Source organism: Pontibacter russatus, from assembly GCF_009931655.1.
In the GTDB taxonomy this organism is placed as follows: Bacteria; Bacteroidota; Bacteroidia; order Cytophagales; family Hymenobacteraceae; genus Pontibacter; species Pontibacter russatus.
Genome location: NZ_CP047984.1, coordinates 2,089,222 through 2,101,347 on the forward strand (window position 1 = coordinate 2,089,222; position 12,126 = coordinate 2,101,347).

A 12,126-nucleotide genomic window follows, 5' to 3' on the forward strand; every position below is an offset into this window, starting at 1 on the left:
GCAATCCCGTTTTCTCACTGTCTTTGCCTCACTTTTTGTTCGTGGCGGCTATCCTGTGCACGAGAGGAAGCTCTATATCGCGCCGGCCGGAGGCCCCGGTATAGGGCAGGCACGAGGCAAGCCCCGCGCGCCATGGGGAGTTTATATATACCGCAGAGACTTCTTACTCTACTGTCACGCCTCGCTTGTTTCCCTTGAAATCAGTGATAACAACTTTCACGGCATCTTTTTCCAGGGCCAGTTGCCGCGATGACTGTGACAGGTAGGTGTCGCCGTAATAGAACTCAACCCGCCGCTTTTTCTTGTTTCTGTATTCGATGTCGGCGCTGAAATCCGCTGGTTCCAACTTTATCCATCGCTGTTTGCTGGCGTCATTTTTACGGTAAACCAGCAGGCTGTCCTGGTTTTGCGTGGCTACCCATATATCCTCCCCTTTGGCCGTGTGTACCCGGGCGAGCCCTTTGGCGTCTCCCTTCACGAAAAAGCCACTCTTGGCCAGCGGCACACTGCTGAAGTTTCCTTTCCCATCGCCTTTCAAATACAGGCCGTTCAGGGCATCGTGCCTGCCTGCGAAGGGCTGCATGCCGTAATCGTTCCCCACCAGCAGCAAATCAAGGTTTCCGTCCTGATCCATGTCTTCGCTCGCCATGCCATATATGGGGGCCACCTGTGCCGCTGCCGGCAACGGGGAAAGAGCAAACTGGCCGTTCCCTTTATTCTCGATATAGCTGGAGGTAAGCGTATTTGCCTGTAGCATGGCCGCCCCTTCCCGGTCCTGCTCCCCCACAGATCCGCCATAGAAGCCCGCCCGAAAGATTCGTGGGTAGGATAGGTTTTCCTTACAGAGACCATCTGGGTAATCATTTCCTCCCGGGTGTGCATCGGGAAAGGCTTCCGGGTGCCATCCTCGGCCTTCAGGTAGCAGAACAGCATCGCATCCAGTTTGCTGTCATCGTTCAGGTCTTTGGCCAGGATGGTCATGGGCTCCTGTTCAGAGGCTTTGTAGTTGGAGTTCAGCCCCAGGTTCCCGGCCACATAGTCTGTGTCTCCGTCGTTGTCGAAATCGCCCGAGGCCAGGCTGTTCCACCAGCCGCTGTGCTGGCCTATGCCGGACGCTTCATTTACAGATATGAACTTACCGCCTTCATTTTTCAGGAAAGTGACCGGCATCCACTCGCCCGCCAGCACCAGATCCACGCTGCCATCCTGGTTAAAATCGGACCACAGGGCATCTGTCACCATGCCGATGCGCTGCAGCCCGGGGCTGTATTGCGCTGTGACGTCCACAAACTTGCCGCCATCGTTCTGGAGTATATAACTCTGCGGCGCTGATGGGTAAGCGCCCGACACCACGCGCCCGCCCACAAAAAGGTCCAGGTCCCCGTCAGCGTCGAAATCGGCGGCCCGGACGCAGGAGCTGTTGGAGAGCATTTCGGGAAGCGCCCCGTAATCCTGCTGAAAAAAGCCTTCCCCGTTGTTGAGGTACAAGCGGTCCTGTGCTGCCTGGTGGTTCGGCTGAAACTCATAGCTCCCGCTCGCCGCATACAAGTCCAGGTCTCCGTCCGTGTCCGCATCAAAAAACAGCACGCCCATATCCTCTGCGCCCCAGCCCTCCAGCGTACGGTGCGTCTCCAGCGAAAACCTGCCGTTCTGGTCCTGCATGAAGAATGCCCCCGGGAAAGTGGCCGCTCCGCCGACATAAAAATCCTCGAAACCGTTGTTGTCTATATCCCCGACGGCTATGCCGGGGCCATACTGGCTGAGCTTGTGCGGCAGCGTCGACTGGATATTGTAGTCTATCGCATCCCGCTCTTCGTGCCTGTATTTGATGCCGTACTGCTCAGCTGCTGAAACAAAAAGCTGGGACGCGACAGGCTGCGCAAGGGCCGGCACATTCCCTGACGCATCCTTGTAGGCTATTTTTAGCACCTGGTCTACCCCAGCATTTGTCAGCAGCTGGGTTTTGCCATCCGGCCAGCGCACCCGCAGGGAATCAATTTTTGTGGCGGCCCCGAGTCCGAAGTGCGCTTTGGCGTCTACGGTAGACATGTAGCCGCGGGATGGCTGGTGCTCATATAGCTGCTGCTTGCCGCCTCCGTAATACAGCCGCAGGGTTGCGCCGATGCCTCTTGTGTTGGGCTGCTCCCCCTCCAACTCCACCGCCAGGTAATGCCCGTTTTTCCGTTGTCCGGCATTGTTCAGGGTGTTCTCATATATAAAAGCGGCCTCGTTGATGTTGTTCACGACAAAGTCCAGGTCTCCGTCGTTGTCCAGATCCGCATAGGCTCCGCCGTTCGAGAAAGAGGGAAGGTTCAGGCCCCAGGCGCTGGTGCTGTTCTCAAACTGTATCCCACCGGTGTTTCTGAAGGCGTAATTCGGAAGCTTCACGATGGGAAGGGAGTCTACCATGGCCAGCGACGTGTTGACGGTGCTCCCGCTGGCCCCGCCCTGCCCGTTGTCGTACACGATGTAGTCGAGGTCGGTGACGTCGCGGGGCAAGCCGTTGGTGATGATGACATCCCGGAAACCGTCGTTGTCGAAATCCGCCACCAGCGGGGTCCAGCTCCAGTCCGTTTCGTGGATGCATGCCATCTGGGCCACTTCGCTGAAAATGGGGCGGCCCTCCGGCGTCATTCCGGCATTCAGTTGCAGCACGTTGCGGACGTACTGGTGCTCGTAGCCAAACCTGCGGTTGTTGAAGTAATTGAAATAGTCGTTCCCGCTCAGCATGGTCTTCTACCGCATGTTGTCTTCCGGGAGCATTTCCAGGGAAATCAAATCTACCAGCCCGTCGTTGTTGAGGTCGGCTGCGTCGGTGCCCATCGCGTTCCAGCCCGAGTGCTTCATATAGGCGGCAAGCTGGTTGGTGAAGCTCCCGTCCTGGTTGTTTATATATAGAAGGTCGTTTGAGATAAAATCGTTGCTCACGTAAATGTCAGGCCAGCCGTCCAGGTTAAAATCCGAGATGGCCGCCGCATGGCCCCAGCCCTCCACCAGAATCCCCGCCCCCTCCGACACGTTTGTGAATGTTCCGTTCCCGTTGTTCCTGTACAGCTTGTCGTTGTTGCGGGCAGTGCCGTCTTCTACTTTGGGCCTGTACCGGATAGGCGTTTTGGGGTCATTCAGCTCATTTACCACTAAGTACATGTCCAGGTCGCCATCCAGGTCATAATCAAAGAAGGTGCCCTGCGTGCTGAAGCTGGTGTCCGCCAATCCGTAGCTATCCGCCATTTCTTTGAACACCGGCACCCCGTCCTTGCCCGGCCCCTGGCTAATATATAACAGGTTCTTCCGGCCTGCCGCATCTGTGCGGAAAGAGGCGGCTATATATAAATCGAGCCAGCCGTCTGCGTTGATGTCGACCACCGACACCCCGGTACACCACCGTCCTTCCCCGCCCACGCCTGCCGCCTCGGTTATATCCTTGAACGCCAAAGCGCCTTTGTTGAGGTAAAGCTTACTGGAAACCATATTGCCGGAGAGGTACACGTCTGCCAGTCCGTCGTTGTTGAAATCCCCGATGCCCACACCTCCCCCGTTGTAGATGTTGGCCTGCGTCAGAATATTCAGCGTGTCGCTCTCGAAAATGGTGTTGCTGAAATCGACGCCTGTCTGTGCGGGGGGCAGCAAACGGAAAAGGGTATCGCTTTCAGGGGATGCACTTTTAGAAACCGAAGTATCCTGCTTGGTGCAGCTCAGGAGGCCCGCCGTTGCAAACAGAATCAGAAAAGAAAGGCGCTGGATTGAATTAGATGGCTTCATGTAGAAAACTATTGCGTTTGTGCTAGGCAGCATCGTGCCGGGCCCAACTTATATATAAAGTTAATTACCGCCACTGATGCATGCCCTCCCTGCTGTTTCGCTTATTTACAACACAGGATATATAAGCTGTTGTAAAATCAGCATGGCCTATATTATAAAACGATAACTTTAAGCACTTTACATCAGGATGCCGCGTGTGTCTACGGCATGATGCTCCTGAATGCCAGAGTACGGGCGGCCCATATTGCAGCAGGTTGATTTCAGTATTATTGTAGCTAATTTAATATTTTATTATATTCGATATGGGAGACGGGGAATTTTTATTCCTTCTAATTCCCAATCAGTTGAACAGGGCTTTACTCTGCGATTTTGTACTTCGCGCAGGCAAACCAACCTATCGCATTTACACCATGAGGCATCGCTACACCATCCTTTTCGTGCTCTTGTTTTTTGGCGCTCATTTCTCCTATGGAGCTGAGAATTGGCGACTTGCCTCAGAAAAGCCCGAGTACCTGCACCGCTCCATGAAGCAGGTAACGGATGTGATTATCGAAGACATTTTCTCGCCGCCTGTGGCAAGCCGGATATATGCCTATGTCAGCATTGCAGGATATGAAGCCTCACGCCCCGCCAATACAGCTTACCGTACCCTCGCCGGACAAATACATCACCTGAAGCCCTTACCTAAGCCTGATGCAGGCAAGACATACAGCTATTCCCTGGCTGCGGCGCATGCCGTTCTTGCCGTGGGGAAGCGCCTCGTATTTTCGGAGGAGAAACTGGAGGCATTTCACAAACAGCTGTTGCAGGAATTTAAACAGACCGGCATGCCGGAAGAGGTGTTCCAGAACTCTGTTGCCTTCGGGCAGCAGGTAGCGGACCATGTGCTGCTGTGGTCGTCGGGAGACAACTACAAGCAGACGCGCGCCCTGGAGAGGCATTCTTTTTATGATGATGTGGCCTCCTGGAAACCTACCCCACCCAGCTATATGAAAGCGGTGGAACCGCACTGGAGCAAAATCAGGCCTTTCCTCATCGATTCTGCCCAGCAGTTCAGGCCTTCGCCCCCCACGCCCTTTTCATTGGATAAAGAAAGCCAGTTTTACAAGGAGGCGGCAGAAGTATATACCATCGGTAAAAACCTCTCAGCCGAGCAAAAGGACATTGCCAATTTCTGGGACTGCAACCCTTTCAAGATGAATATAAACGGCCACCTGATGTTTGCCACCAAGAAAATATCGCCCGGCGGCCATTGGATCAACATCGCGCAGCTGGCCTGCAAAAAAGCAGATGCGGACTTGGTGCGGTCTGCGGAGGCCTACGCCTGCCTGTCTATGACGCTGGCCGATGCCTTTATCAGTTGCTGGGACGAGAAGTACAGGAGCAATGTGATACGGCCTGAGACCTATATAAACCAGCACATCGACGAAAGCTGGATGCCCTTGCTGCAGACGCCGCCTTTCCCGGAATACACCAGCGGCCACAGTGTTGTTTCAGCGGCGGCAGCGCAGGTACTGACCAACCTCTTCGGAGACAACTTCGCCTACGCCGACTCAACTGAGGTGGAGTTCGGGTTGCCTGTCCGTGAGTTCAAGTCCTTTAAACACGCTGCGGAAGAAGCCGCCATCAGCCGGCTTTACGGGGGCATCCATTACATGCCCGCTGTTACGAATGGCTTTCAGGGAGGGGATGCACTGGGGCAGTTTGTCGTCCGGAAATTGAAGATGCGGGAGGAGCAGGAGCTCAATTAGTTGTGTTATATGCTGAGTATTACAATTAACTTCAGTGACGCACGGTATATATAAAACCAGCATCAGGTGGGATCTGCCTATATGTCCAACCACCCCTTCCCCTCCTTGGATAAGGAGGGGAAGGGGTGGTTGGACTACATTTCCACAACGGATATGCGCAACGCCTGATTGATACTTCTATAAATTGCTGTTAGGGTTATCCCTACCAACTACTCAATCCATACAAACTGCGTGAATGCCCCATTCGCTGCCACATCCCACACTTCGACCCTCACCCATTTCCTGCCTTTCAGATTTGTGGCGAAGCTAAACTTCTGCTTCCCGAAGGCCTCCGTCTTATCCAGGCTGATTCTTTCACGGTATACTTTCGTGCCGTCGCCTGAAACGACCTCCGCAAAATTCAGGGGGAAAGTCCAGTCTACATTCAGCGCAATTTCTGCTTTCCCCCTGCTGTTCAGCCTTATCGTTTCACCGGAGCTTTTCCCATTGACGGTGAAGGTCGGGAGCAGCACTTCTCCTGTGGTAACAAAAAACTTCCCGTTCTCCATGGCGTCCAGTATGGGTTGCCACCCTTCCTCAAATGATGGGAGCTTGTCAAGCTGTAAATAATTGATATTCATATGCCCGTATATCTCATACTCAGGCTCAAGTTTGAACAGGTCCGCCTCCCCGATTGCATATTTTTTGTGTCCCCAGTTCGCCATGTCATCCATCAGGTCCAGCACCCGTTTGCCCAGCCGCGGTTGCGACAGGTCGGCGGGAATCGCTTTCCAGGCGGCGCCTAAAAAGCGGTCTGATGCAAAGAAGTCCTCGTCTTTATACTTGTCGGGATAACCGGTAGAGCCCTTGGTACGGGCATGCGCCGTCCAGGCCAGCCCATTCTCCAGTTCCAGCAGCTTTACCATTTCCTCTTTGTTTCCCACGCGGTATACCTTCCCATAGATGGGATCATCCTGGACGAAAGGCTGCCCTTCCTCCCTGGACATGATCCAGTATACCGGTTTGGGAAACAGGTTCATCCAATGCCCGCCGAAGTGGCTGTTGGGTTCCTCGCCAGGCAGCATCAGGAAATCCCCGCCCGAGAGCCGCGCGCACTCCTCGAACATCAACTGGAACTCCGGCAGTCTGCGCGGCCCTGTATCGTGTGGGTTCCCGGCCAAATGAAACTCCCCGAGGTGCATGATGTTGACGCCCAGGTTCCGCAAGGCTTTTACGTGCCCCGGAATGTCGGGCAAAGGCTTATGCGTCAGCACATCATCTATATGCTCCGTATGGAAGTGGCTCGCCATGGTGTTGTAGCCTGCGAGCGGTTTGTAAGAATCAGCGTGGGTGTATTGCTTTACCTCTTCCAGCACTTTGCCGTCTTTCTGGGTGCTCAGCAGGCAGAAGAAGTTCAGGCGTTGCTGTGTGCCGGGCGGGGCATTAAACCAGGGCACATGGCGCCGGTCGCCCATTAAATCATGCCTGATCCCGATACCGTACCCGGGCATCATGTCCCGGTAATCGGTGCCGTGCCAGACGTATTTCAGATTATAAGCGTTGTCGAGCGGATAGAAGTACTGGTGGGGAGGCGGAAACACGGCAATGCTTCCTTCTTTGCTTTCCCCGATAATGGTGCGGTATTTTACTGCCAGGTTCTGGCTGGCTGCCTCGGCTTCTACGTCCGCTGACTGTAAATAATCGTCGGTGTCCGACCAGAAAACTTCCTGCCAGGCAGGTTCTTTGCTTACCAGCCCTGCATCATATATAATGGCGACAGAGTCCTTGTTTGTGGTAACTACGGCCGCTATGTTCATTAACGGGCTGCCGTTGTAAAACGTAATCTCCAGTGTTCCGGAAAACTCGCCTGCCTCTACTTCTGAAACCGTTACGCGCGTTCTCGCTCCTGCGCTCTCCACTTTCGCGCTTCTTTTGGAGGTGTTGACGTTATAAGCTTTATAGGGCAGATAGGCCGTTCTGTCGAAGAAGATGTTCCAGCCACTCTCTTTGGTAAGGTCTCTTTTGCCTACCGTCAGTATAAAGGCGGGGTCGAGGTTTGTCGCGACGTCTTTGAAGGTGCCGCCCTCATTTAGCTGGATGCGTTGGAAAAGCGGCTTGTCCTTCTCCAGGTCAAAAGTAACCCGCCCCGTTTCCTCCTCACCGGTGGGCCAGGCAACGCTTAAAAGATTATCCTTTACCGTTGCTGTCACACCGCTTTTCTTATCAAAGCTTTTGAGGTCAACAGGCACCTGCGCCAGAGCAAGTGTGGTCACAAATAAAAAGATAACAGTCGCTAACCACTTGCTTATATATCTGCTCATTTGTTGATTTTAAAAGTAAGATTGATGTGGACGTTGGATTTATTCTGCCCATGCTGAGAGTTGCTGTACATTCCACTGGACCCAATCCCTTCAAGTTGTATAGCTGGCAGTGGTGCTCTCAGGCCGAGCGGCCTCGTTTTCCCTCTCGGCGCGGCTTTCGTTTCCTGCCTTACGGCTGCCGCTCCCGCGGCACCGGAAACTCTCGAGGCGCCTCAAGGCAAAACTGGAAACAGTTTTATTTTGAACTGGCTGTAAGATGTTTATATATGGAGGCTATTATCCGATTTGAAAAGATTGAATATAAAAATATATGACCCGGCAGGTTTTTGCAGCAAGCGCTTTAATATAGGTTATGTTGCAGGAATCAAAAGCGCCTGCTGCGCTACTTGGCGGCTGTTTGAGAAGAACCGGAAAACTGTTGTTTGTAGAACTTCAGTCCTTCGCTTGCCAGTTCGTCGGCACTGTTCGCCAGTGGCCGCCAGATACAGGCTGCCCTGGCGAGTTCTTTAGACGGTGCGCCAAAAGTTTCCAGCACAATGGCGCCGTCATAGCCTATTTCCACCAGCGCGTCGTTGATGCCTGCCCAGTCCAGGTGGCCGGTGCCGGGTGTTCCCCGATCGCTCTCGTTGCCTTGTATATGGCAGAGCAAATCTTTGCCTACTTTCCGGATGGTGTCGGGTATGTTTTTCTCCTCGATGTTGCAGTGGAACGTATCCAGCAGGATTTTCACGTTGGGGTCACCTACTTCCTTCACAAGCGAAATCGCCTGATCCGCGGTATTGATCATATCGGTTTCGAACCTGTTGAGTGGCTCCACGCCAATCGTCACGCCACATTCCCTTGCGATTTTTCCGGCCTTCACCAGGTTTTCGAGGCACCACTCCCTTTCCTGCTGCTTCTGCTCCGCCGACACAATCCTGGTTTTGCCGACGGCTGAATAAACAGGCCCGCCAAACACAGGGCTGCCCATGTCCGCGGCAATCCGCACACAGTCGGTTATATACTGCAGGCCCTGCTCCCGATTCCGGGGATCGTCGCTGGAAATATCCCGTTCGGCCCCAAAGGCCCCGCTTATGGTTACTTTTATTCCCGCGTCCCGCACCACCTGCTTCAGCTTCGCCCAGTCTATCAGGTCTTTGTCTTCCACGGCTACCTCCAGGATGTCGTAGCCCATGTCTTTTACTTTGTAAACAAGATCTAATGCTTTTGTGTCGAATGGCGAAAACCACACGAACGTACTTACACCGAATTGCATAGGATGAGGTTAAGAATCGAACATAAAAAAGAGGATAGGCTCAAAAAGCCTACCCTCTCCACCGTATGAATTAAGATACTACTTTTTCAGAAGAAGCATTCTCCAGCTCAAAGTCCGGGATCATGATTCTCTTCCCGTTGTTCATGGCCGACTCGTGGGCGCATATACCGGCACAGGTATAATTTGCGGCCACATCGGCATCCACGGCCGAGTTGCGGCCCTCCACAATGGCGGCGACAAACTCCTGCACCAGGTGAGGGTGCGAGCCTCCGTGGCCAGCGCCCTGCAGGAACGAAACGTGGTTCGGGTCGTCTATTTTCTCCCGCTTCGTGAAGTGGGCGATCTTCTCAATCAGCAGCTCGTCTGTGTCCGGCACGTCGATGCGCCGGGCGCTTTCGCCGCCCTCAAAAATGGCGTGGTGCTCGTCCTGCAGCTGCTCCCACTCAAACGACATTTTATCGCCATATACATCATAGCTTTCCCGATACTGGCGCACCACATCGAACAGGGACCGGGTAGCCTCCGCCACCACATCAGAGTTCTTGAGTGTGAAGGTGGCTGTCTCGACGGCGAACGGAGAGCCGTACCGCTTCGCCAGGTCTTCGCTCACCCTGCCTGAGCCGTGGCACACCACCGACTCTGCCTTCGTGTTGTTGATTCTCAGAAGCGGGGAAATAGCGTGCGTGCCGTTCAGCATCGGCGGGAAGCCTTTCCAGTATTCGGCCCATCCTTCCATGCTCATATCCTGTATATGCGAGCCGCGCACGAACTGGATGCGGCCCAACTGGCCAGTCTCGGCGAGCTTCAGGCCATACAGAAACTCCCTTGTGTACAGGGCGGTTTCCATCATCATATATACTTTGTTGGCTTTTCTCTTTGCCTCCACAATGGCCTTGCAGTCTTCCACCGTCATGGCCATGGGGATGGTGCAGGCGGTGTGCTTGTTGGCGTTCAGCGAGGCAAGCGTCATGCGGGCGTGCTCCGGCACGGGCGTTACGATGTGGATCGCGTCCACATCCTCGCGCTTCGGCACGTCTTCGAAATTCGTGAAGCACAGGTTCTCGTCCAGGTTGAATTTGGCCTTCAGCTCAGCTATTGTTTTCTCGTTGCGCGTGCATATACCCACAGCCTTGATGTTGGGATGGCTTTGGTATATCGGAATAAACTCCTTCCCGAATCCCATACCGACAATAACCACTGTGATTTGTTTCTGGCTCATACTGTTTCCTTCTTTATGATTGATAAATACTACTTCAGGTGTAAGCTATATATGGCTTGGCCTCCAGCTTCTCATCAGGAGAGCCATACCAACACTTATATATGATTTATATATGATTTATTTCCGGGCGGCCCATTTCACGGCATTCCGCAGCAGGGTCTGGTAAGCGGGCAAGTCATGCGACTCCGCATCGTGCCCCAGCGCCAGGCCCACGATTCTGCCCTTGTCGCTGTTTATCGTGAATACGGAAGGGAACGACTCGTCGGATCCGGCAGCGCTTGCCGTTGCCAGCACGTTGATGCCGGGGCCAGCCGGGTCAACCTTGTAATAATAGAGCTCGTCTTTCAGGTTGAAGCGCTGATCCACGTTCTCCGTTACCGGGTGGTTGGAATTGGTAATAGTCACGTCAAAGCTTCCGTAGGGGTCGTGCCCTCTGGAGCCGCCGCTCACCAGGTTTAGGTTGTATTCCGGCCAGTCGCTCCAGTTATACCACAAGGCGGCATGCCCCAGCACCAGCCCCTTGCCAGCCTCCACAAAATCCATGATGGCCTGGCGTACCTGCGGATCTGCTATCGGCTGGTTGTTCGTTAAGTAGAGCACGTCTGTCTGCGGCAGGTAATAGGCAATGGAGTCGGTGTTATCGGTATACCGCACCGTTGCCAGCCCATCCCGCTCGAGCGTTGCGGCATCCGCCTGCTTGTACCAGCGGTCAAAATCATGGGAGGAGCCCCCGCCCACAATCAAGGTTCTGATGCCTTCGGCACTGCCGTTGGCGCCGCTTGAACTTGTGGTACACTGGGACAGCAGAAACCCGCAAAACAGGAACAGCATCGCCGGGAGGCTGGCTTTTCTTTTAGATGAATGGTACGCTTTTGTTATAATGTTCATATATGAATCAGATAGTGACAAGGTCCTTAAATGTGACAGGTAAAAATGATGCTGTTTACTGGTAAACCGGCCTTCCCCGTAGCGCTGGCTGCTGAGAGTAACAAACCAGCACCGGTTATATATCCTGCGCTAGTTTAAAAGTAGGACTACTTTGTTACTTTCATGATGCCGTTCATCATCCGCCAGTGCCCCGGGAAAGTACACACAAACGTGTAGTCGCCTGGCTCAGAGGGGGCTGTAAAAGTCAGCGTAACGACTTCCTCGGGGTTCAAAAGTTTGGTGGCAAACAGCACGGCCGGTATTTGTGGCACGTAATTCAGCTGCGCCCCTTTGGGGTCACGGGCCAGGGCGTCGGCGGCGGCGCCCACTTCTTTCAGAGTGCCTGGCTTGCTGATGACCATGTTATGCTGCATGCCGTCCGGGTTTTCCAGTTCGATGATAACCTTCTGCCCGGCGATTACCGTGAACACTTCCTTGTCGAACTTCATCATATCCGGCACGATGCTCATGATGACGGTATTGGCCTGCACCGGCGCCGGTTTCGTCTGCACCGGCTCAGCTGGCTTGGCTGCGGCTTTTGGCGTAGTCGATGCTTTTGGCTGAGCGGGTTTAGCTTCGGTAGTAGTGGCCACCGATTTAGCTTCTGCCGGTGTTGCCACTGCATCTGGCTGGCTGGCTGGTTCCTCCTCCGTCTCAGTCAGGGTGCCAGACCCCTCATAGGTTTCTTCTACAACCACACCTGTGTCAGTATCGGGCTGTACAGGTGCCTCCTGATTGTCAAGCGTAATCGCCTCTGTCACTTCTCCTTCGCTTTGCGTCTTCGTTTCGCTGGCACAGGCTATAAACGTGCCCAGGCAGAGGTATAAAAACAGGTTATTCTTCATTATGTAAGTTAAGTTAAGCTGTATTGGTAAAGTAAATTCTTTTGGTGAGTCCCGTCCGTCGTCTCCG

At 53.9% G+C, this 12,126-nt stretch carries 9 protein-coding genes; 1 reads left to right on the forward strand and 8 read right to left on the reverse strand.

Going from position 1 to position 12,126, the window contains the following annotated elements; genetic code table 11:
* Positions 1 to 163: 163 nt before the first annotated feature.
* The 3 genes from GSQ62_RS08365 to GSQ62_RS08375 are packed head-to-tail and all read right to left on the reverse strand — an operon-like array spanning position 164 to position 3,762.
* Positions 164 to 634 carry a hypothetical protein gene (locus GSQ62_RS08365; protein WP_161889086.1) on the reverse strand — a complete coding sequence of 157 codons (471 nt, stop codon included), beginning with the start codon at positions 632 to 634 and terminating at the stop codon, positions 164 to 166.
* Positions 550 to 2,730: a VCBS repeat-containing protein gene (locus GSQ62_RS08370; RefSeq protein ID WP_161889087.1), complete on the reverse strand. Its 2,181-nt coding sequence runs from the start codon at positions 2,728 to 2,730 to the stop codon at positions 550 to 552. Before GSQ62_RS08370 ends, GSQ62_RS08365 begins: the two co-directional genes overlap by 85 nt.
* Positions 2,731 to 2,736: 6 nt before the next feature.
* Positions 2,737 to 3,762: an FG-GAP repeat domain-containing protein gene (locus GSQ62_RS08375; RefSeq protein ID WP_161889088.1), complete on the reverse strand. Its 1,026-nt coding sequence runs from the start codon at positions 3,760 to 3,762 to the stop codon at positions 2,737 to 2,739.
* Between the two features lie 410 nt (positions 3,763 to 4,172).
* Here GSQ62_RS08375 and GSQ62_RS08380 point away from each other — a divergent pair, with 410 nt between their 5' ends.
* Entirely contained in the window at positions 4,173 to 5,513 is a 1,341-nt protein-coding gene (locus GSQ62_RS08380) for a vanadium-dependent haloperoxidase (RefSeq protein WP_161889089.1), read from the forward strand.
* Between the two features lie 209 nt (positions 5,514 to 5,722).
* On the opposite strand, the gene GSQ62_RS08385 is transcribed toward GSQ62_RS08380, so the two are convergent.
* From GSQ62_RS08385 to GSQ62_RS08405, 5 genes are all read right to left on the reverse strand, one after another.
* On the reverse strand, positions 5,723 to 7,765 hold the full coding sequence (locus tag GSQ62_RS08385; protein ID WP_237587083.1) for a CehA/McbA family metallohydrolase domain-containing protein: 2,043 nt from the start codon (positions 7,763 to 7,765) through the stop codon (positions 5,723 to 5,725).
* Between the two features lie 430 nt (positions 7,766 to 8,195).
* Entirely contained in the window at positions 8,196 to 9,068 is an 873-nt protein-coding gene (locus GSQ62_RS08390; RefSeq protein WP_161889091.1) for a sugar phosphate isomerase/epimerase family protein, read from the reverse strand.
* Between the two features lie 70 nt (positions 9,069 to 9,138).
* Positions 9,139 to 10,287, reverse strand: a complete 1,149-nt coding sequence (locus GSQ62_RS08395) for a Gfo/Idh/MocA family protein (RefSeq protein ID WP_161889092.1) — start codon at positions 10,285 to 10,287, stop codon at positions 9,139 to 9,141.
* A gap of 117 nt (positions 10,288 to 10,404) precedes the next feature.
* Positions 10,405 to 11,175: a ThuA domain-containing protein gene (locus tag GSQ62_RS08400; protein WP_237587084.1), complete on the reverse strand. Its 771-nt coding sequence runs from the start codon at positions 11,173 to 11,175 to the stop codon at positions 10,405 to 10,407.
* Between the two features lie 146 nt (positions 11,176 to 11,321).
* Entirely contained in the window at positions 11,322 to 12,059 is a 738-nt protein-coding gene (locus GSQ62_RS08405) for a plastocyanin/azurin family copper-binding protein (protein WP_161889093.1), read from the reverse strand.
* Positions 12,060 to 12,126: the final 67 nt, after the last annotated feature.